The organism is Massilia alkalitolerans DSM 17462, assembly GCF_000427785.1.
In the GTDB taxonomy this organism is placed as follows: domain Bacteria; phylum Pseudomonadota; class Gammaproteobacteria; order Burkholderiales; family Burkholderiaceae_D; genus Telluria; species Telluria alkalitolerans.
Window position 1 is genome coordinate 141,458 of record NZ_ATYR01000002.1, and the last position, 22,214, is coordinate 163,671.

16 protein-coding genes and 1 pseudogene are annotated in these 22,214 nt (G+C 68.8%); 3 read left to right on the plus strand and 14 right to left on the minus strand.

The window, feature by feature from the left end:
• Positions 1 to 30: 30 nt before the first annotated feature.
• From YWC_RS31385 to YWC_RS27995, 4 genes and pseudogenes are all read right to left on the minus strand, one after another.
• Positions 31 to 2,289 (minus strand): hybrid sensor histidine kinase/response regulator, encoded by a 2,259-nt coding sequence (locus YWC_RS31385; protein ID WP_051306162.1) that lies wholly within the window; start codon positions 2,287 to 2,289, stop codon positions 31 to 33.
• Positions 2,290 to 2,380: 91 nt separating this feature from the next.
• Positions 2,381 to 5,176, minus strand: a complete 2,796-nt coding sequence (locus YWC_RS27985) for a sensor domain-containing protein (protein WP_036212762.1) — start codon at positions 5,174 to 5,176, stop codon at positions 2,381 to 2,383.
• A 157-nt stretch (positions 5,177 to 5,333) separates the two neighbouring features.
• Positions 5,334 to 6,760, minus strand: a pseudogene (locus tag YWC_RS27990) (monovalent cation:proton antiporter-2 (CPA2) family protein).
• Positions 6,750 to 7,313, minus strand: a complete 564-nt coding sequence (locus YWC_RS27995) for an NAD(P)H-dependent oxidoreductase (RefSeq protein ID WP_051306163.1) — start codon at positions 7,311 to 7,313, stop codon at positions 6,750 to 6,752. Before YWC_RS27995 ends, YWC_RS27990 begins: the two are co-directional and overlap by 11 nt.
• A gap of 158 nt (positions 7,314 to 7,471) precedes the next feature.
• Between YWC_RS27995 and YWC_RS0102630 the strand changes: the two genes are divergently transcribed.
• Both YWC_RS0102630 and YWC_RS0102635 read left to right on the plus strand, forming a co-directional pair.
• Entirely contained in the window at positions 7,472 to 10,684 is a 3,213-nt protein-coding gene (locus YWC_RS0102630) for a hybrid sensor histidine kinase/response regulator (RefSeq protein WP_036212765.1), read from the plus strand.
• An 86-nt stretch (positions 10,685 to 10,770) separates the two neighbouring features.
• The gene (locus YWC_RS0102635) at positions 10,771 to 11,226 is read left to right on the plus strand and encodes a hypothetical protein (protein WP_027863982.1); all 456 of its coding nucleotides are present in this window, start codon (positions 10,771 to 10,773) and stop codon (positions 11,224 to 11,226) included.
• Here the strand turns inward: YWC_RS0102635 and YWC_RS0102640 are convergent.
• Genes YWC_RS0102640 through YWC_RS0102655 form a run of 4 tightly spaced genes read right to left on the minus strand, consistent with a single transcriptional unit; the run spans position 11,223 to position 15,063 of the window.
• A complete protein-coding gene (locus YWC_RS0102640) occupies positions 11,223 to 11,789 on the minus strand; it encodes a GNAT family N-acetyltransferase (RefSeq protein ID WP_036212766.1) in 567 nt (188 codons plus the stop codon). The genes YWC_RS0102635 and YWC_RS0102640 overlap by 4 nt on opposite strands.
• Positions 11,790 to 11,798: 9 nt before the next feature.
• Complete coding sequence (locus YWC_RS28000; RefSeq protein ID WP_051306164.1) at positions 11,799 to 12,758, minus strand: alpha/beta fold hydrolase; 960 nt, start codon at positions 12,756 to 12,758, stop codon at positions 11,799 to 11,801.
• Entirely contained in the window at positions 12,755 to 13,564 is an 810-nt protein-coding gene (locus tag YWC_RS0102650; RefSeq protein ID WP_027863984.1) for an SDR family NAD(P)-dependent oxidoreductase, read from the minus strand. Before YWC_RS0102650 ends, YWC_RS28000 begins: the two co-directional genes overlap by 4 nt.
• Positions 13,561 to 15,063 (minus strand): flavin-containing monooxygenase, encoded by a 1,503-nt coding sequence (locus tag YWC_RS0102655; protein WP_051306165.1) that lies wholly within the window; start codon positions 15,061 to 15,063, stop codon positions 13,561 to 13,563. The genes YWC_RS0102650 and YWC_RS0102655 overlap by 4 nt, the downstream gene beginning before the upstream one ends.
• A 90-nt stretch (positions 15,064 to 15,153) precedes the next feature.
• On the opposite strand from YWC_RS0102655, the gene YWC_RS0102660 reads away from it, so the two are divergent.
• Entirely contained in the window at positions 15,154 to 15,780 is a 627-nt protein-coding gene (locus YWC_RS0102660; protein ID WP_027863986.1) for a TetR/AcrR family transcriptional regulator, read from the plus strand.
• 57 nt (positions 15,781 to 15,837) lie between these two features.
• Here YWC_RS0102660 and YWC_RS0102665 read toward each other — a convergent pair whose 3' ends face one another.
• The 6 genes from YWC_RS0102665 to YWC_RS0102690 form a co-directional block, all read right to left on the minus strand.
• Positions 15,838 to 16,344 carry an outer membrane beta-barrel protein gene (locus YWC_RS0102665; protein WP_027863987.1) on the minus strand — a complete coding sequence of 169 codons (507 nt, stop codon included), beginning with the start codon at positions 16,342 to 16,344 and terminating at the stop codon, positions 15,838 to 15,840.
• A gap of 14 nt (positions 16,345 to 16,358) precedes the next feature.
• Positions 16,359 to 16,880 carry an outer membrane beta-barrel protein gene (locus YWC_RS0102670; RefSeq protein WP_027863988.1) on the minus strand — a complete coding sequence of 174 codons (522 nt, stop codon included), beginning with the start codon at positions 16,878 to 16,880 and terminating at the stop codon, positions 16,359 to 16,361.
• Positions 16,881 to 17,121: 241 nt separating this feature from the next.
• Positions 17,122 to 18,534: a dihydrolipoyl dehydrogenase gene (lpdA, locus tag YWC_RS0102675; protein WP_027863989.1), complete on the minus strand. Its 1,413-nt coding sequence runs from the start codon at positions 18,532 to 18,534 to the stop codon at positions 17,122 to 17,124.
• A 4-nt stretch (positions 18,535 to 18,538) separates the two neighbouring features.
• Positions 18,539 to 19,888 (minus strand): dihydrolipoamide acetyltransferase family protein, encoded by a 1,350-nt coding sequence (locus YWC_RS0102680; RefSeq protein WP_027863990.1) that lies wholly within the window; start codon positions 19,886 to 19,888, stop codon positions 18,539 to 18,541.
• Between the two features lies 1 nt (position 19,889).
• Positions 19,890 to 20,903 (minus strand): alpha-ketoacid dehydrogenase subunit beta, encoded by a 1,014-nt coding sequence (locus tag YWC_RS0102685; protein WP_211238935.1) that lies wholly within the window; start codon positions 20,901 to 20,903, stop codon positions 19,890 to 19,892.
• Between the two features lie 38 nt (positions 20,904 to 20,941).
• A complete protein-coding gene (locus tag YWC_RS0102690) occupies positions 20,942 to 22,174 on the minus strand; it encodes a 3-methyl-2-oxobutanoate dehydrogenase (2-methylpropanoyl-transferring) subunit alpha (protein WP_027863992.1) in 1,233 nt (410 codons plus the stop codon).
• Between the last annotated feature and the right edge of the window lie 40 nt (positions 22,175 to 22,214).

Below are 22,214 nucleotides of genomic sequence, written 5' to 3' on the forward strand. Positions count from 1 at the left end.
CTTCCTGTCCAAATGTGCACCTGGCGCATCCTACACCGTTTCCGCCGCCGGCCGCGACCGTGCCGCCAGCAGGGCGCTCAGGCGCTCGATGTCGACCGGCTTGGCGAGATGCTCGTCGAAGCCCGCCGCCAGCGCACGCCTGCGGTCGTCCTCCTGGCTGTAGCCGGTGACGGCAACCAGCAGTGCATCGCGCATTCCGGGCAGGGCGCGCAGGCGGCTGGCGAGTTCGTAGCCGTCCATGACCGGCATCCCGATGTCCAGCAGGCAGATCCGGGGTGGGCGGAGGCGCGCGCGTTCCAGCGCCGCCAGCGGGCCGTATTCGACCAGAACCTCGTGGCCGAGCGAGCAAGCCAGCAGGCCGAGGGTGTCGGCCGCGTCGGTATTGTCGTCCACGATCAGCACCAGGCCGCCTGGCGGGGCCTCGGCAGGCGCCGGCCGCGCTTGCGCGGGCGTGGAGGGAGGCGCAAATTCGTCCAACAAGGGCAGCGACACGGTGAATTCGCTGCCCATGCCCTGGCCGGCGCTCCTGACCGTCAGTTCGCCTTCGTGCAGGGTCACGAGCTGCTTCGACAGCGCCAGGCCGACGCCCAGGCCGCCCAGGCTCAGGTCGGTCTTGCGGGTTTCCTGGGTAAACAGTTCGAAGGCGTGCTCGATCAGGTCGGCCGACATGCCGATGCCGTTGTCGCGCACCCTGAGGCGGGCGCGGCCGCCGTCGATCGACAGGACCAGGTCGATGCGCCCGCCCTCGGGCGTGTACTTGGCCGCATTGTTCAGCAGGTTGGCGACCACCTGCACCAGCCGGGTGCGGTCGCCCGGCACCAGGACCGGCGTCGGCGCGATCGCCTGCGCCAGCAGGTGCTTCTTGGAGCTCACCAGCGGCATCACCTGTTCGACCGCTTCCGCCACCACTTCCTGCAGGCTGGTGGGGCGCCGGTCCAGCTTGATCTCGCCGCGCGTGACGCGCGAGACGTCGAGCAGGTCGTCGATCATGTCGGTCATGTGGCGTACCTGGCGCCCGATCATGGCGCCGTAGCGCTTTTGCTGGGCGGCGTCGGGCGGCGCCAGCGACAGCAGTTCGGCGGCGACCGAGATCGGCGCCAGCGGGTTGCGCAGTTCGTGGGCGAGGGTTGCCAGGAATTCGTCCTTGCGGCGCGCGGCCTGGCGCATGGCGCCTTCGTTGGCCTGCAGCTTGCCGATCAGGGAGCGCAGCGCGATGCGCAGCATGCCGATCTCGCGGTAGCCGCCGCGTACGTCCTCGATGTCCTGGATCTCGCCGGCTTCGATGCGGCGCGCCGTCTCGGCCAGCACGCCCAGCGGCTGCGAGATGCGCCGCGCCAGCAGCGCGGCGAGCAGCGCCGCCAGCAGCGCGATCACCAGGCCGATGCCGATCACCTGGCGCCGGAACTCGGCGATCGGCGCATAGGCCTCGCTGGTTTCCTGGCGCACCAGCACGGTCCAGTCGAGTCCGGGCGCGAAACTGTGGCCCTGGCTGCGGCTGTAGCCCACCAGGTAAGTCTTGCCGTCGCCGAAGCTCTCGACCGCGTAGCCGTTCTGGCCGATTCCCGCCAGGCCCTTGCCGCCCGGGACCAGGCGCGTGCCGACCATCTGCGCGGGACCGATGATGACCTTCATGTCCGGCCCCACCACCAGCGCCTCGAGCCGGCGCCGGGTCAGGAGCGGGCGCATGACCGACTGCTCGATGTCGCGCGCCCAGTCGATGCTGAGGTGGGCGCCCAGGACGCCCGCCACCCGGCCCGCCGCGTCGCGGTAGGGAAAGGCGATGTCGATGAAGCGCATCGGCTCGCCNCCGGCGGGCTGGAGAAGTTTGCTGAGCAGCACAGCCTCGTGCACGTCGGTCAGGTGCTTGCCCTTGAAGGCGTTGGCATACCAGGGCCGCGCCGACACGTCCGCGCCTTCCAGGAGGCCGTTGGCGGAGACCAGCACCCGGCCGTCGGGGTCGGTGATGCCGAGCCAGGCATAGTAGGGATAGGTCTTCTGCATCTCCTCGAGGAAGCGGCGCTTGGCTGCCACGTCGAGGCCCCCGCCTGCGAGCCCGGCCTGGATCGACAGCAGGCGTACTTCGCGGTAGCGCTCGAACAGGGTGCGGTCGAGCTTGTCGGTGGTCTGGAGGGCGATTTCCGCGAACTGGTGTCCGAGCTCGTCTTCCGAGCGTTCGGTCGCGAGCCGGTTCAGGACCAGGGCCAGCACCAGCACGATCGCCAGGGCCAGCCCCGCGAACACGAGCATCAGTTGGGTGGAGATCCGGGTACTGCCGGCGGTCCTGTTCATGTCGTCGATTCCGGAGCCGCGCAGCAGCAGTGGTGGGGAATTGCCATCATACCTTGTCCGTCTTGTTGGCCGGAAAACTGCCCCGGTGCGTTCATGCGGCGGCGTGCCCGCCGACCAGGGCCCGCAGCCGCGCCAGCGGCATCGGGCGCGCCAGGTAGTAGCCCTGGGCCTGGTCGCAATGCGCCGCGCGCAGGAAGGCCAGTACCTCGGCGGTCTCCACGCCTTCGGCCACCACGGCCATGCCGAGCGCGTGCGCCATGTCGACGAAAGCCTTCACGAAGTCGACCGTGGCCACGTTCTCGTCCTGCTGCATCAGGAAGGAGCGGTCGAGCTTGAGCACGTCGATCGGGAAGCGGCGCAGGTAGGCCAGGCTCGAATAGCCGGTGCCGAAATCGTCGACCGCGAGCTTGACGCCGAGGCGCTTGAGTTCGCGCAGCACCGCGGCGGTGTGCTCGATGTCCTCGATCAGGGCGCTTTCGGTCAGCTCGAGCTCGAGGCAGTCCGGCGCCAGGCCGGTTCTCACCAGGATCTCGCGCACCTCGGCGGCAAATGCCGCCTGGGCCAGCTGGCGCGCCGACACGTTGACCGACACCACCACCTTGCGCCCGCATTCCTTCATTAGCTCGCGCGTGCGGATACAGGCTTCTTCCAGCACCCAGCGGCCGATGCCCACGATCAGCCCGGTCTCCTCGGCGATCCCGATGAACTGCTGCGGCGGGACCTGGCCGCGCTCGGGGTGGTTCCAGCGGATCAGCGCTTCCATGCCGTGCAGGGCGACCCCGCCCGGGCTGGCCGCGCATAGCGAGTAGCGCGGCTGGTAGTGCAGCTCGAACTCGCCGCGCGCCAGCGCCGGGCGCAGCGAGACCTCGAGCGCCATGCGCGCCTGGGTGGCCACCGTCATTTCCGGCTCGAAGAAGCGGTAGCGGTTGCGGCCGGCGTTCTTGGCGCGGTACATCGCGGTATCGGCGGTCTGGAACAGGATTTCGCGGGTCTGGGCATCCTGCGGGTACATGCTGATGCCGATCGAGGCGCCGACGATCACGTCGATGCCGCCGATCTTGACGGGCGCGGTAAGCAGGTCGAGCAGCTTGTCGGCGATACTGGCCGCGGCCTTCTGGCCGCTGGCGCAATGCGCGGCCACCACGAACTCGTCGCCGCCGAGGCGGGCAATGATGTCGGTGGGGCGGATCACCCGGCGCAGGCGGGCGGCGACTTCGCACAGCAGCACGTCGCCCATCTCATGGCCGAAGGAGTCGTTGACTTCCTTGAAGCGGTCGAGGTCGAGGAACATCACGGCCACCGACGACCCGTAGGGGCAGGCGTCGAGCATCTGCTGGACCCGCTCGCCGAGCAGGGCGCGGTTGGGCAGGCCGGTCAGGGTGTCGTGGGTGGCCAGTTCCTGCAGGCGGCTCTCGGCCGCCTTGCGTCCGGTGATGTCGGTCATCAAGCCGGTGAGCGAGAGCGCGTGGCCGTCATGGTCGCGCTTGATGCTGCCGTTGAACAGCACGTGGATGTCGGCGCCGTGGCGGTGCCGCAGCACGGCTTCCACGCCCTGCACCGTGGCGGGCCGCGGCTCCCCGGTTTCCAGCGAGGCCAGCGGGAAGGACACGAACAGCTCGGCCAGGCGCAGCCCGAGCAGCATCTCGCGCGGATAGCCCGACAGCGCGCACAGGGCCGGGTTGGCGTCCAGGAGCAGACCGTCGCGGCCGGCCAGCAGGTAGCCTGCGGGCGTCATCTCGATGACCTCGCGGAAGCGCTGTTCGCTCTCGCGCAGCTGGCGCTCGGCCTCGGCGCGGTCGCTCAGGTCGCGGATCACGGCCAGGAAGAATTCCTCGCCTTCGTCGTCGAAGCGCGAGATCTGCACTTCCGCGGGGAACACGCTGCCGTCCTTGCAGCGCTTGTCGGTGCGCAGCAACTGGGCCTGGCCGGCACGCAAGCCGGCCAGGAGCGCGCGCCCTTCCGCGAAGCCGAAGTTGACGTCGGTGGCGTGCATGCCCTGGAACTCGTCGCGGCGGTAACCGAAGCGCGCGCAGGCCTGGTCGTTGACCGCGACGATGCGCAGGCCGCCGTCGACGATCATGATGCTGTCGCCGGCCTGGTTGAACAGCTTGCGGAAACGCTGCTCGCTCTTGCGCAGCCGGTGGTCGGCCTCGCGCCTGGCGGTGATCTCGTGGAAGTAGACGGAGATGCCGTCCGCGTGCGGATAGACGCGCACTTCGATCCAGACCTGGCGCGGTTCCCAGAAGGTTTCGAAGGTATCGGGCTGGCGGGTCTCCATGGCGCGCTGGTAGCGTGGCAGGGAAGCGGAAAGCAGCAGGTCCGGGGCGATCTCCAGCAGGGGATGGCCGATCGCGCCGGCCGCGTCGACGCCGACGAAGTCGCCCGCCTTCTGGTTGGCATAGGTGAGGCGCCAGCCGCTGTCGATGGCGAAAAAGGCATCGCCGATGCTCTCCAGCATGCTGTTGAGCGCCGCTTCGGAACGCTCCAGCGCGGCGCGCGCCTCCTGCTGGCCGGTGACGTCGCGCGCGATCACGAAGGTGCGCTGGTGCGCTTCCGACCAGCGGGCGGCAACCGACAGCTGGATCTCGCGGCCGTCCCTGCGCCGCAGGCGCACCACGATGTCGGGGCGCGCCGGATCCCTGGTCCGCAGGCCATCCTCGATATGCAGGGCTTGCGCGTGCTGCTCCGGATGGATCAGGTCATTGAAATGCAGGCCGACGAGCTCGCACGGCTCGTAGCCGAGCAGGGCGCGCGCCGCGGCGTTCACGCGCAGCACGCGGCCGTCCGGGTCGAACACGACCATCAGGTCGAGCGCGTTATCGATCAGGGCCGAGTTCTCTTCGGCGAGCGCGGCCAGCCCGTCCGCAGAGGAGGTGGAATTATCCAAGGTAGTCAAGAATGTCGCGGCGTAGCCGCTGCTGGTGGGATGCGGGCCTGCTGGCCACGGGCGGAGTATATCCATTTCCGTGCGGAAACTGCTCCGGCAGAACGAAATTACGACACTCGTATAGACAACTTTACGCGTGTAAGCGCCCGGGCCTTGTTCAATCACTACCGCGGCCGCCGCCGCGCCCATCTTCCCCGTCGCAGTCCTCGTCGCCTTGCGCTTCGCGCTCGGCGCGGATGGCCACGAAGTCGCGCACGAACATCGCATGCAGCTCCTCGCGCGCACGGCGCGCCATCGAGGCGTACTGCTCGCGGTCCTTGTAATAGGGGTAGACGTCGAGCACGCTCTTGAGGTTGTGCTCGCGAAAGCGCATGGCGGCCTGGCGCGCGAAATAGGCGCCGAAGCCGAGTTCCTCCATCACGCGCCGGCCCAGCATCAGCGCGGACTCGAAGGTCTCGCGCTCGATCACGGTCACGCCCAGGTCCATCAGCTCGTAGTAATGGGTGACGTTGCGGGCGCGCGCCAGGATTGGCAGCTCGGGAAACTCGGCCCGCACGGCGGCGGCCAGCTTCAGGCTGTCCTCGACGCCGTCGACCGACAGGACCAGGGCGCGCGCGTGGTCGGCGCCGGCCGCGTGCCGAACAAGCGCGCCAGCAGCCACAGGACCGCCAGCTTGATCGAGAGGAAAGCGGCCGCCATCAGGACGATGCGCCAGGGCTGGGCCAGCAGCACGCCGAAGTCGACCGACATGCCGACCGCGATGAAGAACAGCCCGAGCAGCAGGCCCTTGGAGGGCTCCAGGTCGGCCTCGAGCGCGTGGCGGTATTCGGAGTCGGCCAGCAGCACGCCGGCCATGAAGGCGCCCAGGGCCATCGACATGCCGCTCCAGGCCATCAGGAGCGAGATCGCGATGACCAGCAGCAGGGCAAACGCGGTGAAGATCTCGCGCAGGCCGGTGCGCGCGATGAAGCGCAGCAGCGGGCGGACCAGGAAGCGGCCGGCCAGCACCAGGCCGCCGATCACGGCGGCCGGCAGCAGGAGGCCGCTCCAGCCGCCGGGATGCGAATCGGGCACGCCCAGCAGCGGCAGCAGGGCGATCATCGGGATCGCGGCGATGTCCTGGAACAGCAGGATCGAGAAACCGGCCTGGCCAGCCGGGGTCGGAATCAGGTTCCGTTCCTGCATGGTGGTGAGCGCGATCGCGGTCGAGGACAGCGACAGGCCGAGGGCGGCAATGAGGGCGGCCTTCCAGCCGAAGCCGGCCGCGATTGCTGCCGGCAGCAGCGCCGCGGTCACCCCCAGCACCTGGAGCGTGCCCCAGCCGAAGATCGAGCGGCGCAGCGCCCACAGCCGGCGCGGCTCGAGCTCGAGGCCGATCACGAACAGCAGCAGCACCACGCCGAACTCGGCGAAATGCAGGATGTCCTCGACTTCGCGGATCAGGCCCAGGCCCCAGGGGCCGATGGCGATCCCGGCCAGCAGGTAGCCGAGCACCGCGCCCAGGCCCAGGCGCCTGGCGATGGGCACCGCGACCACTGCCGCGGCCAGGTAGACCAGCGCATTGAGCAGCATGTCATGTTCCATCGGCGCCTCCCCTGGCTTCGTCGGCGAGGCCGGCAAGGCGCGCCAGCAGCGCGTCCGCATGCCTGCCGGCCGCGCCGCCGTCGACCGCATCGGTCTCGTAGAACACGTGCGGCGCCAGCCAGGCCATGCCGCAGGCGCTGGCGCTCTGCGCGAGCGGCGCCAGGTAGTCGGCCAAAGGCCGCCCGTGCAGGCCGCCGGGCCGGTAATCGAGGGCGCTGCCGGCGCAGGCCACCGCCGCGAAGGCGCGCTTGCCCGCCAGGCGGCCCGGCCTGGCGGCCGCCCAGGCGGGCTTGAACACGCTGTCGAACCATTCCTTGAGCAGGGCCGGCATCGCATACCAGCCGAGGTGGAACACGAACACGACCAGCGGCGCCGCCTTCAGCAGCTCGCGTTCGCGGCGCGCGTCGATGTAGAAATCCGGATACAGCTGGTACAGGTCCTGCACCTGGACCCCGGGCAGGCCGGCAAGGGCATCGGCGATCCGGCGGCTGATGCGCGAGCGGTGCAGCGACGCGTCGGCGAAGACGACCAGGGCGCGAAGATCGGGTGTCATGCATGCTTTCTGCGGGTGCCGGGTGGGGCGGTGGCAGGATTGTACATACCGTCAGCGGATCGGTTGTGTCTTGCGCGCGTAATGACATGACACATTCGTGTTTCATTGTGTGTGCCGGGATATTACAATTGCCCTTCTACAAACCGAAACGAACCAGCATGGCGCACCCGGAAGTGGCAATACCCAGACCCTTCGCCCAGGGCGGAGGCGAACTTGGCAAGCTCATCGACGCATTCGACTGGAGCGCCACCAGTCTCGGACCCATCGCCGGCTGGCCGCCGGTGCTGCGCAGTACGGTCGACCTGATCCTGCGTTCGCCGATGCCGATGGTCACCATGTGGGGCTCCGACGGCGTCATGATCTACAACGACGGCTACGCCCTCATCGCCGCCGAGCGCCACCCGCAGCAGCTGGGGGTGCCCGTGCGCGAGAGCTGGCCCGACGAAGCCGACTTCAACGACAACGTGATGCGGGTCTGCATGGCTGGCGGCACGCTGTCCTACCAGGACGCCGAACTGTGCCTGCGCCGCCACGGCGAACCGGAGCAGGTCTGGCTCAGCCTCGACTATTCGCCGATCGTGGCCGACGACGGCGGCGTCGCCGGCGTGCTGGCGCTGGTGGTGGAATCCACCGACAAGGTGCGCGCCCAGCGCCGCCTGGCCGGCGAGCAGGACCGGCTGCGCGCCATGTTCGCCCAGGCGCCCGGTTTCATGGCCATGCTCACCGGTCCGGAACACCGCTTTGAGCTGGTCAACCAGGCCTACCTCGGCCTAGTGGAGCGCGCCGACATCATCGGGCGCAGCGTGCGCGAGGTCTTGCCGGAAGTGGCCTCGCAGGGCTTCATCGCGCTACTCGACCAGGTCTATGCCACCGGCAGCCCGCATACCGGCGCCGCCACCGGGATCTGGCTGACCGCCGCCGACGGCGACAGTCGCCAGCACTACCTGGACTTCGTCTTCCAGCCGGTGCGCGACGAGCAGGGTTCGGTCATCGGGATCTTCGTGCAGGGCAACGACGTCACCGAGCGCGTGCGCGCCGAGCAGGCGATGCGCGAGAGCGAGGAGCGTTTCCGTACCTTCGCCCAGGCCATGCCGGCCCAGGTCTGGGCCGCCGATGCGTCCGGTCGCCTGGACTGGTTCAACGAAAAGATCTTCGCCTACAGCGGCTACCGCCACGAGGAACTGCTGGCCGATGGCTGGGGACGCATGGTGCACCCGGGCGACCTGCATGCGCTGCGCAGCCGCTGGACCGAGGCGGTGGCCACCGGCACCGTGTTCGAGGCCGAGGTGCGGCTGCGCCGCGCCGACGGCGGCTACCGCTGGCACCTGAACCGCGCGCTGCCGCTGCGCGGCGCGGACGGCCAGGTGACCGGATGGGTCGGCACCAACACCGACATCGAGGAACAGAAGAATACGGCGCAGCGCTACGCCGCCCTGAACGACGACCTGCAGGGCCAGGTGGCCCTGCGCACGGCCGAGCGCGACCGCATGTGGCGGCTGTCCAAGGACATCCTGCTGGTGTGCGCCTTCGACGGCCGGGTCGAAGCCGTCAGTCCGGCCTTCGGCGCGCTGCTGGGCTGGCAGGAGACCGACATCCTCGGCAAGAACTTCCTCGAGATGGTGCATCCGGAGGACCGCTCCGCCACCGTTGCCCAGATGGCGGCGCTGGGACAGGGCAACTACGTGAACAAGTTCGAGAACCGCTACCGGCGCAAGGACGGCAGCTGGTGCCTGCTGTCCTGGACCGCGGCCCCCGACGAGCGTTACGTCCATGCGATCGGACGCGACATCACGGCCGACCGCGAGCAGCTCGAGACCATCCGCCGCACCGAGCTGGCGCTGCAGCAGGCGCAGAAGATGGAAACCATCGGCAAGCTGACCGGCGGCGTGGCGCACGACTTCAACAACCTGCTGCAGATCATCTCCGGCAACCTGCAGCTGCTGCAGATGGCGGAGCAAGCGCGCAGCGCGGCCAAAGCCGACTGCGCGCGCTGGATCGAGAACGCGCGCTCGGCGGTGGACAAGGGCGCCAAGCTGGCCAGCTACCTGCTGGCTTTCGGTCGCCGCCAGCCGCTCGAGCCCAAGGTCATCAGGATCAGCCGCCTGGTGGCGAACATGGAAGACCTGCTGCGCCGTTCGCTGGGCGAAGAGATCGAAATCGAGATGGTGATCTCGGGCGGCCTGTGGAACACGGCGGTGGACGTGGCCCAGGTCGAGAACGCGCTGCTGAACCTGGCGATCAATGCGCGCGACGCGATGGAGGGCAGCGGGCGCATGACGATCGAAGCCACCAATGCGATCCTCGACGACCTGTACTGCGGCGCCCACGGCGACGTGATTCCCGGCCAGTACGTGATGCTGGCGGTGACCGACACCGGCTGCGGCATGCCGCCGGAAGTGGCCAGCCGCGCCTTCGAGCCCTTCTATTCCACCAAGGAAGAAGGCAAGGGCACCGGGCTGGGCCTGTCGATGGTGTACGGCTTCGTGAAACAGTCCGGTGGCCACGTGAAGATCTACAGCGAGGTGGGGCAGGGCACGACCGTCAAGCTCTACCTGCCGCGCTCGACGGCCGCCGAGGAGCCGCTCGGCCCGGTCGAGTCGCAGCAGGCGGTGGGCGGCACCGAGACCATCCTGGTGGCCGAGGACGACGAGGCGGTGCGCGCCACCGTGGTCGAGATACTGTCCGGCCTGGGCTACCGGGTGCTGAAGGCGCCCGACGCCAGCAGTGCGCTGGCGGTGATCGACAGCGGCGTGCCGATCGACCTGCTGTTTACCGACGTGGTGATGCCGGGACGCCTGCGCAGCCCCGAGCTGGCGCGCATGGCGCGCGAACGGCTGCCGAACCTGGCGGTATTGTTCACCTCGGGCTATACCGAGAATTCCATCGTGCACGGCGGGCGCCTGGATCCGGGTGTCGAGCTGCTGGGCAAGCCCTACACCCGCGAACGCCTGGCGCGGCGCATCCGCCAGGTGCTGGCCGCCCAGAAGCGCCGGCCCGAGGCGCCGCCGGCCCGGCAGGCGACGAGCAGCAGCCTGTCGATCGTCCTGGTCGAGGACGAGGAGAGCATCCGGGCCAATACCGCGGCCCTGCTCGAACACCTGGGCCACCGGGTGCAGTCGGCGCCCGACGCCGAGACGGCGCTGCCCTTGATCGCGGCCGACACCGACGTCCTGATCACCGACGTGCAACTGCCCGGCATGTGGGGCGATGCACTCGCGGCCCAGGCGCGCAGCAACGCGCCGGGCGTGCGCATCGTGTTCGCCACCGGGCACGGGGAGGTGGCGAACTGGCCGGATGCGGTGGTGCTGCGCAAGCCTTACGATCTGCAGAGCCTGGTGCAGGTCCTGGGCCAGCAGGGCGTCACCGCCTGAGAGGGCGTCACCGCCTGAGCAGCCGGCCTGGTCCTACAGCCGCTTCCGGCCACGGACTATTCGTGCGCGGCGCCGGCCGGACTATCATGGAACGCATATTCCATGACAAGGAGGCCAGCATGTCGATGCAGAGCGAAGGCAAGGACGCCAAAGGACGCAATTACGACCAGGTAACCCGCGACGGCAGCAGCAGCGCCGGCAGCATGGGCACCGGCGGCACCGGGGATATCGGCCAGATGGGGGGGCCGGGCGCGGGACCGGTCCCGAAGCACGGCAGCCAGCAGTCGGCCAGTCGCTCCGACGACCTGCTCGCCGGCGACACCACCCACCAGGAGGCCGACCAGGCCTTCAGCGGCGGCAGCCAGGGCGGCCAGATCCAGACCGGGATGGAAGGAATCGGCAAGGGTAGCGGCGCAAGCCGGCAGTCGGGTCAGGAAGGAAGTCAACAGTCCGGCCAGCAGGCGGGCCAGCAGGGAAACATGCCCAGCGGCCAGACCGATTCCGACCAGTACGACCAGGGCACCGCGCCGCGCGAGCGCTAGGCAGCGCTTGGGGCGCCGGCCTGCGCTTGCGGGCGGCGCAGGCGGTACAGCAGGTGCCGCGACAGCGGGTGGCCTGCCGCCAGGGCCGGGTGCGCGAACGCGCCCCCGCTGTCTTCGCGCATGCCCAGCTTTTCCATCAGCGCGCGCGAGCGCAGGTTGGCCGGGACCGTGAAGGAGACGATCTCGCTTAGTCCGAGCTGCGTGAAGCCGAAACGCAGGCAGGCGCGCGCCGCCTCGCCGGCTACACCCTGACCCCAGTAGCGGGGCGCGAGGCGCCAGCCGATGTCGGTGCAGGGAGCGAATGGCAGCCCGGCTTCATGACGCTTCAGGCCGACGAAACCGGCCAGTTCTCCGCTTGCCGCCAGCGCGACGGCGAAATAGCAGGCGCCGCTGCGCGCGTACAGATCCTGCTGCGAAGCGATGAAGGCTTCCACTTGCGGCATCGTGAGCGGGCCGGGCAGGAATTCGGTCACGCGCGGGTCCTGGTTCAGTTCCCAGAAGGCCTGGGCGTCGCCCGCTTCCCAGGTGCGCAGCAGCAGGCGTGGGGTCTGGATGATGTTCATCGAGGCATTTTAGCTTGCCAGTACCGGGCGCGCCGCGACCACGCCTTCGATAAAGCCTGCGGTAAGCTCCGGCTGCGTCACCAGGAGCATGTGCCCGCCCTCGACCAGTTGCAGCCGCCCATCCGGCAGTTTGTCCACCAGCGCCTGGCCGTTGGCGCGCCAGTCGAGCAGGCGGTCGCCGCGGCCGAACAGCACGTGCACAGGCATGCGCAGTTCGCCGTAGCGGCCTTCGATGCGCGGCATGTGGCCGGCCAGCGCCTGCGCGTCGGCCGAGCCGGCCAGGAATGCCGCCGGGCGCAGGCCGAGCAGGCCGCCGCCGCGGGTCGCGAAGTCGGGCGGTGCGCTTTCCGGGCCGAACACCTCGCGCAGGATGCCCTTGCTCGTGATGATGCCGAGCGGGACCGCCAGCGTCGCCGCGAACAGGCGGCGCAACCAGGCGGTTTCGATGGTCATCGAGCGGAACACGGCCGGCACCGCCTGCGGCGCGTGGCTGAGGGGCGCCAGCAGCGCCAGGGCGCCGACCTGCTGAGGGTGCTCGAGCGCCAGGGTGAGCGCGGTCGCGCCACCCAGCGAATGCCCGACCACGGTCGGCCGCTCCAGTCCCAGCTTGTCGATCAGCGCGGCGATGGCGCGTGCCTGGGTCGACAGGTCCGCCGGCACCCCGTCAGGGCGCGTCGAATAGCCGGACCCCGGCCGGTCCACCGCCACCACGCGGTAGCGGCCCGACAGCGCGCGCACGGCGCCATAGTTGAAATGCGCCATCTGGCCGCCGAGCCCGTGGATCAGCAGGACGGCCGGGCCGCGCCCTTCGTCGCGCACGTGCAGGCGCACGCCTTCCACCTCGAGGAAGCCGCCGGCGGGCGGCAGGAAGGCCTCGATGCGGCGCGCCGTCCGGCGGCTGAACGCGGCCAGCAGGAGGAGCAGCAGCGCGAAGCCGCCAAGGGCGGCCAACAGGAGGTGCAGCTTCATCGTGCGCTCGCTTTCTTCAGGAGTTGCCAGTAATGGACTGGGCTCAGGCGTTCGAGCAGGGCGACGAACCTGGCGTCGCCGCCGACCAGGATGCGGGCCCGGCGCCGCTCGATGCCGCGCACGATGATCTCGCCGGCCCGCTCGGGCGCCATGCGCAGCAGGCGCTGCGCGCTCGCGCGGCCGCGCGCGATGTCCTGTGGCGGTGCATCTTTCGGGACGCGGGCCTTGTTCACGATCGCGGTCGCCACGCCGCCCGGATGCACCACGCTGACCGCCACCGTACTGCCCTCGAGCTCGTGGCGCAGCGCATTGCTGAAACCGCGCACCGCAAACTTGCTGGCCGCATAGGCGCTCTGGCCGGGCGGCGCAACGATGCCGTAGATGCTGGAGAGGTTGACGATGCGGGCGTCGTCGCTCTGGTGGAGGTGGGGCAGGAAGGCGCGCGTCATCCGGACCACGCCATGAAAGTTGATCTCCATGAGCCAGTCGAAGTCTTCTTCGGCCACCTGCTCGAAGCTGCCGCCGAGCGCAACACCGGCATTGTTGACCAGCAGGTCGACCCGGGCGTGCAGGTCCAGCACCTCGGCCGGCAGCAGGCGCACGGCAGCGCGGTCGGCCACATCCAGGCGGTGGCTGGAGGCGCGCACCCCGAGCGCCCGCGCTTGCCTGGCTGCCTCGCTGGCGGCCGCGCCGTCGATGTCGGCCAGGGCCAGGTGGCAGCCGCGCCGGGCCAGGGCGAAGGCGGTGGCGCGCCCGATGCCGCCGCCGGCGCCGGTGACGACGGCGACCCGGTTGGCGAGCTTCATGGCATGGCTCCCGGCTGACCGAAGCGCAACACGCCGTCGTCGATGCGCCCGAAGCGGATGGTCAGGAGGTCGCGCAGGTAGTTCTGGTAGACCTGCCAGGGCTTGCGCGCGCCCTGCCTGGGCAGCAGGTGGCGGGCCCGCTCGACATAGCCCGAGTTGAAGTCGAGGAAGGGGACTTCCGGCACCTCCGGGTCGCGCTGCACCACCGCGACGGCCTGGCCGTGCGCGTCCATATGGCGCAGCAGGCGGCACACCCAGGCAGCCGTCAGGTCGGCCTTCAGGGTCCAGGAGGCATTGGTGTAGCCGAAGGCCAGCGCGCAGTTCGGGACGCCGCTCAGCATCATGCCCTTGTAGGACATGGCGCGGCTGGGGTCGACCACGCGCCCGTCCACCACCAGGGTGGCGCCGCCGAACAGCTTCAGGGTAAGGCCGGTGGCCATCACCACCAGGTCGGCCGCCAGCTCGCGTCCGGATTGCAGCAGGATGCCGCCCCTGGTGAAGCGCGCGATGTGGTCGGTGACCACCGAGGCGCGCCCGAGGCGGATCGCCTTGAACAGGTCGCCGTCCGGCACCACGCAGACACGTTGGTCCCAGGGTTTGTAGCTCGGGGTGAAGTGCTCTGCCGCGGCCTCCGGCGAACCGAGCTGGTGGCCGGCCATCTCGACGATCTTGCGCTTGACCAGTTCCGGCTTGCTGCGCGCCAGCCAGTACAGGAACATGCTCTCGCCGAGCACGCGCCAGCGCGTCAGCGCATAGGCCAGCCCCTGCGGGAACAGGCCCTGCATGCGCTGGGCAAAGCGGTAGCGCGAAGGCCGGGCGACGACGTAGGTCGGAGAACGCTGCAACATGGTCACATGCAGTGCGCGGTCGGTCATCGCCGGCACCACCGTGACGGCCGTGGCGCCGCTGCCGACCACCACCACCTGCTTGCCGCTGTAGTCCAGGTCCTGGGGCCAGAACTGCGGCTGCACGATGCGCCCTGCGAAATCCTCCTCGCCCTCGAAGCGCGGGCGGTAGGCCTCGTCGTAGCTGTAGTAGCCGCTGCACAGGTAGAGGAAACGGGCCTGCAGGATGCGCGTCGTGCCGTCCTGCAAACGCGCCTGCACGGTCCACAGCGCGTCTTTCGAGCACCAGCTTGCGCCAACCACCTTGTGGCCGTAGCGGATGTGCGGCTCGATGCCGTGCTCGCGCGCGGTGCTGCGCACGTAGTCGAGGATGGCGGGGCCGTCGGCGATCGCCTTGGCATCCAGCCAGGGGCGGAAGGCATAGCCGAGGGTGTACATGTCGGAATCGGAGCGGATGCCGGGATAGCGGAACAGGTCCCAGGTGCCGCCGATGGCCGCGCGCGCCTCGAGGATGGCGTAGCGCTTGCCGGGGCAGCCTCGCTGCAGGGCGCTGGCGGCGCCGATGCCGGACAGTCCGGCGCCGACGATGAGCACGTCCAGCGGGGCTTCCTGCGCAGCGCTCGCCGCGGGAGAAGCGGATGCGGGTGGACGCATGGTGTCTCGGTGTCTTTTTTATATAGACACTGTACATTGTCAGAATCACGGTGACAAGTTTGGAAACAAGTTTCTGTGTAGAATGTAGCCATGAAAGCAGAGCTCACCACCACCCGGTCTTACCGCGGGCTGTCCCAGGAGGAGCGGCGCGCCGACCGCCGCGCGCGCCTCGTTGCCGCGGCCATTGCCGTCTATGGCGAGCGCGGCTACCACCAGGCCACCGTCAAGGCGGTCTGCGAGGCGGCCGGCCTGACCGAGCGCTACTTCTACGAATCCTTCCCCAACAGCGAAGCGCTGCTGATCGACTCCTTCAATGCCGTGACCTATTCGGTGCTGGGAGAAATCACGCGCGCAGCCAAGGAAGCGGGACGCGGGCGCATCGCGCGCTCGCGCGCCATGCTGCACGCCTATTTCGCCGCGCTGCAGCGCGAGCCGCAGTCGGCACGGGTGTTCCTGGTGGAGATCCGCGGCGTCAGCCGCGCGGTCGACCTGGCCTTCGATGCGGCGCTGCGCGCGATCGGGCGCGAGGTGGCGCGCATCGTGGCGGCGCCCGGCGCGCCGGACGACGAACTGCTCCAGGCCGGGGTGGTCGGTGGCGTGATCCACATCGCGCTGCGCTGGATCGACAACGGCTATGCGCCGGCGATCGAGAGCGTGGTCGATACCGCGCTGCGGCTCGGCACGGTGTTGTCGGCGCCGCGCCGCAGCGCCGCGTAGTCCAGCCGAATAGAAAAAAGCCCGGCAGTGCCGGGCTTTGGACGAGGGCGAAGCCGCTCAGAACTGGAAGGACAAACCGGTGCTCAGGTTGGTCGCCTGCTGGGAGATCTTCTGCACCTCCACGCGCGCCGCGATCGCCGGGCTGATCGCATAGCTCAGGCCGATGCCGTACAGCGCCTTGGTGGTCGAATCCTTGTTGGTGAAGCCCCCGGTGCTGAAACGCTCCTGGATGCGTGCCGCGCCGAGGCGGCCGTAGACGCTGAAACTTTCCCCGATCGGCATGCTGCCCACCAGCGACAGCGAGGTCTGGTCGGCACGCACGTTGGCACCGTCGTTGCCCCAGCGATAGTCGCGCTCGAACAGGCGGCGCTGGCCCAGTTCGACGGCGAAGTTCGGATGGAAGTTGTAGCCCACGAACCCGCCGAAGCTGGTATCGCGACCGTCGACATCGGTGATCTTGGTGCGGCCGATGTCGGCGCCCGCATAGAAGCTGCCGGGTTGGGCGGCGAAGCCGGCCGAGGAGGCGACGATCAGGGCGGCTGCGACTGCGATTTTCTTGAACATGGGGAGGCCTTTCTTTAGAACTGGAAGGCGACGCCGGCGCTCAGGTTGGTCGCGTCGCTGGCGGGCTTCTGCACTTCGAGGCGGGCCGAGACGGCCGGGCTGAAGGCGTAGCTCAGGCCGACGCCGTACAGGGCCTTGGTGGTGGAGTCCTTGGCGCTGAAGCCGGCCGAGCTGACCTTGGCTTCCAGGCGATTCACGCCGAGGCGGCCGTAGACGCTGAAGTTCTGGTCCAGCGGCAGGCTGCCGACCAGCGACAGGTGGGCCTGGTCGAGCTTCGCACTGCCTTGCACGAAAGCAGTGCTCGGGCTGCCGACATAGATGTCATAGTCCGCCAGGCGGCGGTAGCCGGCTTCCACGGCGAAGTTCTGGTGGAAGTTGTAGCCGACGAAGCCGCCGACGCTGGTGTCGCGCTTGGAGACGTCGTCGACCTTGGTCTTGCCGACATCACCGCCGGCGTAGAAGGTAGTCGGTTGGGCGGCAAAAGCGGCCGAGGAAGCGATGAGCAGGGCGCTGGCAGCTGCGATTTTCTTGAACATATTATGTGCCTCTTTCTGTCGTTGATGCGCTGGGGCGATTCCCGAGCACGGCGCAATTATTGCAGCTGGGATACGTTAACTGCAATTTTTCACTACGCACAAATGTGCAAATAATGTTTGCAAATGTAACCGTGTATGCATATTTTGTTTGCCTTGTGCTCAATTGGATCAAATCGTCGTCGGAGGCTGCGCAAGAAAAAAGCCGCCCGGTAGGGCGGCTTCGGTGGCGGGGGAGCAGCGCTCAGATGTGCAGTGCGTGCCCCAGTGCGCGCAGCGCGGCTTCCTGCACCGCTTCGCCCAGGGTCGGGTGGGCGTGGATGGTGCCGGCGATATCCTCGAGCTGCGCGCCCAGTTCGATCGACTGCGTGAAGCCCGCCGCCAGTTCGGACACCGCGCCGCCCACGGCCTGCCAGCCGATGATGCGATGGTCGCTCTTGCGGGCCACCACGCGCACGAAACCGTCCGTGCTTTCGATGGTCATCGCCCGCCCGTTGGCACTGAATGGGAAGTTGGCCGTGACGATCTCGATGCCCGCCTTGTCGGCGTCCAGCGGCGACATCCCGACCACGACGATTTCCGGATCGGTGAAGCACACCGCGGGAATCGCGGCAGGCGCAAAGTGGCGGCGCTTGCCGGACACGATCTCGGCCACCATCTCGCCCTGGGCCATGGCGCGGTGCGCCAGCATCGGCTCGCCGGTCAGGTCGCCGATCGCCCAGACATTGCGCATCGAGGTGCGGCACCCGTCGTCCACCTTGACCGCGCGCCCGTTCATGTCGAGCATCAGGTTTTCCAGGCCCCAGCCCGTAGTACGCGGCTTGCGGCCCACCGCCACCAGCACCCGATCCGCTTCCAGCAGGGCTTCGACGCCGGAAGCGTCGCGCACGCGCACGCGCTGCTGCCCGTCCTCGCCGTCCATGCCCAGCACAGAGGTCGCCAGGCGCAGCTCGACGCCCAGGCGCCCCAGGCTTGCGGCTACCGGCTTGACCAGGTCGGCGTCATAGGCGGGCAGGATGCGGTCGGCCGCTTCGACCACCGTCACCTGGCTGCCGAGCTTGCGGTAGGCGGTGCCGAGTTCCAGGCCGATGTAGCCTGCGCCCACCACCACCAGGCGCTGCGGAATGCCGTCGGGCGAGAGCGCTTCGGTCGAGGAGATGACCGGACCGCCGAAGGGCATGAAGGGCAGCTCCACCGCTTCGGAACCGCTGGCCAGCAGCATGTGCTCGCAACGGATCCGCACCGAGGCCTCGCTTTCTCCGTCCGCGCGCACCTCGACGGTCTTGCCGTCCAGGATGGTCGCCCAGCCCTGTACCAGCTTGACGCCGTTCTTTTTGAGGAGGGCGCCGACGCCGCCGGTGAGCTTCTTGACGATGCCGTCCTTCCAGGCCACCGTGCGTTCGAGGTCGATGCGCGGGGCGGCGGCGGAGATCCCGAGCGGCGAAGTTTCGGCCGCATAGCTGCGCGCCTTGCAGAACTCCTCGGCCGCGTGGATCATCGCCTTGGACGGGATGCAGCCGATGTTGAGGCAGGTGCCGCCGGGGGCGGCGCCTTCGACCAGCACGGTCGGCACGCCGAGCTGGCCGGCGCGGATGCCGGCCACGTAGCCGCCCGGTCCGCCGCCGATGATCAGGAGTGTGGTGTTGAGTGTCTCCATGTCTTCACTCCACGAAGATGGTGGCCGGGGTTTCGAGGTAGCCGCGGATGGTCTGCACGAACTTGGCCGCCACCTGGCCGTCGATGACCCGGTGGTCGAACGAGGACGACAGGTTCATCATCTTGCGCGCCACCATGGCGCCATCCCGGATCATTGGACGGTCGACGATGCGGTTGGGGCCGATGATCGCCACTTCCGGACGGTTCAGCACCGGGGTGGTGACGATGCCGCCCAGCGGACCCAGGCTGGTGATGGTGATCGTGGAGCCGGTCAGCTCCTCGCGCGTTGCGCGGCCGGCGCGCGCGGCATCGGCCAGGCGCGCCACCTCGGCGGCCGCTGCCCACGGGTCGAGCGTCTCGGCGTGGCGCACCACCGGCACCATCAGGCCGGCCTCGGTCTGGGCGGCGATGCCCAGGTGCACGCCTTCGAACTGGGTGAGGAGGTTGTTGGCGTCGTCGTAGCGCGCGTTCATCATCGGGTACTGGCGCAGCGCCAGCACCACCGCACGCATCAGGAGCGGCAGGAAGGTCAGCTTGCCGCGCTCGGCGCCATACCTGGCGTTGAGCTGGGTGCGCAGCGCTTCCAGTTCGGTGACGTCGACTTCTTCCACATAGGTGAAGTGCGGGATGTTGCGCTTGGCTTCCTGCATCTTCTCGGCGATCTTGCGGCGCAGGCCGATGACCGGCGCCGATTGTTCGCCCTCGCGCTTGGCATAGCGCTCGTCGCGTCCAGTGCCTTGCGCGCTTGCGCGGCGGCCCGACACGTGGGCGTCGAGGTCGGAATGCAGGATGCGGCCCGCCGGGCCGCTGCCGTGCACGAACTGCAGTTCGATCCCGAGGTCCCATGCGCGCTGGCGCACGGCCGGCGCAGCCAGCGGCTTTTCGCCCTCGGCGCGCATCGGCGCCGGGCCGTTCTGGTAGCTGCGTTGCGGTGCTGCGGCCGGCTTCGGCGGCGGGGCCGCCGGCGCAGAGGCTCGAGCCTGCGCGCCTGCCGGGCTCTCCGCCTGCGCCACCGCTTCCAGCTGCGGTTCCGCGACTTCTTCTGCCGGCGCCGTGGCGGCGGCGGATTTGACAGGTTCCTGTTTCGCCTTCTCGCCGGTGAAGTTGCCGGCGCCTTCGACCTCCAGGCGGATCAGTTCCGCGCCCACGGCCAGCGACTGGCCGACCGCGCCGCCCAGGCTGGTAATGGTGCCGGCGACCGGCGAAGGAATCTCGACGGTGGCTTTATCCGTCATGACGTCGGCCAGCACCTGGTCTTCCTTGACCGTGTCGCCCGGCTGCACGTGCCAGGCGACGACTTCGACCTCGGCGATGCCTTCGCCCAGGTCCGGCATCTTGATGACATGAATGCCCATGTTACTTACCCTCCAGCGCACGTTTCAGGGCCGCGCCGACACGGTCGGGCCCCGGGAAATAAGCCCATTCCTGCGCATGCGGATACGGGGTGTCCCAGCCGGTGACGCGCTCGATCGGCGCCTCCAGCTGGTAGAAGCAGTGTTCCTGCACCAGGGCCGCCAGCTCGGCGCCGAAGCCGCTGGTGCGGGTGGCCTCGTGCACGATGACGCAGCGGCCGGTTTTCTTGACCGAATTGACGATGGTCTCCAGATCCAGCGGCCAGATGCTGCGCAGGTCGATCACCTCGGCGTCGACGCCGCTTTCGCGCGCCGCGGCTTCCGATACCCAGACCATGGTGCCGTAGGCCAGCACCGTGACGTCGTTGCCGGGACGGACGATGTTGGCCTTGTCGAGGTCGACCTTGTAGTAGCCGGTCGGCACGTTGCCCAGCGCATGGCCGGACCAGGGCACCACCGGACGGTCGTGGTGGCCGTCGAAGGGGCCGTTGTACAGGCGCTTGGGCTCCAGGAAGATCACCGGATCGTCGTTCTCGATCGAGGCGATGAGCAAGCCCTTCGCGTCGTAGGGGTTGGACGGCATCACGGTGCGCAGGCCGCACACATGGGTGAAGAAGGCTTCCGGGCTCTGGCTGTGGGTCTGGCCGCCGTAGATGCCGCCGCCGCAGGGCATGCGGATCACCATCTGCGAGGTGAACTCGCCGGCCGAGCGGTAGCGCAGGCGCGCCGCTTCCGACACGATCTGGTCGGTCGCCGGATAAAAATAGTCGGCGAACTGGATCTCGATGACGGGGCGCAGGCCATACGCCGCCATGCCTACCGCGGTGCCGACGATGCCGCCTTCCGAGATCGGCGCGTCGAACACGCGCGACTTGCCGTACTTGGCTTGCAGGCCGTCGGTGACGCGGAACACGCCGCCGAAGAAGCCGACGTCCTGGCCGTACACCACGACGTTGTCGTCGCGTTCCATCATCACGTCCATGGCCGAGCGCAGCGCCTGGATCATGGTCATCGGCATGGTTGCCGTTTCTTTCGGTATGTCGTCTCGCGCCATCTTCATACTCCCAGTTCCTGGCGTTGCCGGCGCAGGTGCTCCGGCATCTCCTTGTACACGTCCTCGAACATCGTCGCGGCGCTCGGGGCGCGCTCGTCGCCCAGGATGCCGTAGGACTCGGCCTCTTTCTGGGCCGCGAGGACTTCCGCTTCGAGCTCGGCCTGGACCTGCTCGTGCTCTTCGTCCGACCACCACCCCTGCTTGGTCAGGTACTGGCGCAGGCGGGCGACCGGGTCGCCCAGCGGGAAGTGCTGGAAGTCGTCGGCCGGGCGGTAGCGCGAAGGATCGTCCGAGGTCGAGTGCGGGCCGGCGCGGTAGGTGACCCATTCGATCAGGGTCGGGCCCAGGTTCGAGCGGGCGCGTTCGGCCGCCCAGCGCGAAGCGGAGAGCACGGCCAGGAAATCGTTGCCGTCCACGCGCAGCGAGGCGATGCCGCTGCCGATGCCGCGGGTGGCGAAGGTGACGCTCTCGCCGCCGGCAATCGCCTGGAAGGTCGAGATCGCCCACTGGTTGTTGACCACGTTGAGGATGACCGGCGCGCGGTACACGTGGGCAAAGGTCAGGGCCGTGGAAAAATCGGATTCGGCGGTGGCGCCGTCTCCGATCCAGGCCGAGGCGATCTTGGTATCGCCCTTGATGCTTGATGCCATCGCCCAGCCCACCGCTTGCGGGTACTGGGTGGCCAGGTTGCCGGAAATCGAGAAGAAGCCGGCGCGGCGCACCGAGTACATCACCGGCAGCTGGCGGCCCTTGAGCGGGTCGCGCTCGTTGGACAGCAGCTGGCAGATCATCTCCACCAGCGGCACCTGCTTGGCGATCAGGAGGCTTTGCTGGCGGTAGGTCGGAAAATGCATGTCGCCGTCCTCGAGGGCCAGCGCCTGGGCCGTGCCGAGGGCTTCCTCGCCGAGCGAGAGCATATAGAAGGACATCTTCTTCTGGCGCTGGGCGATGACCATGCGGGCGTCGAAGATGCGGGTTTTCATCATGGTGCGCAGCCCGAAACGCAGCAGTTCGGGATCGACCTCGGGCGCCCAGGGACCGACGGCGTCGCCGTTCTCGTCCAGGACGCGAATCAGGCCGGTGGCAATGTCGCTCGTATCGAGCGGCGCCACATCGACGGGCGGACGCCGGATGGCGCCGGCGGGACTCAATTGCAGGTACGAAAAATCGGTCTTGCAGCCCGGGCGGCCGGTAGGCTCCGGTACATGCAGCGACAGAGGCTTACTCTGACTCATAAACGCTTCCCCTTTGTAAGGTGACTTGCGGCAAGCATGA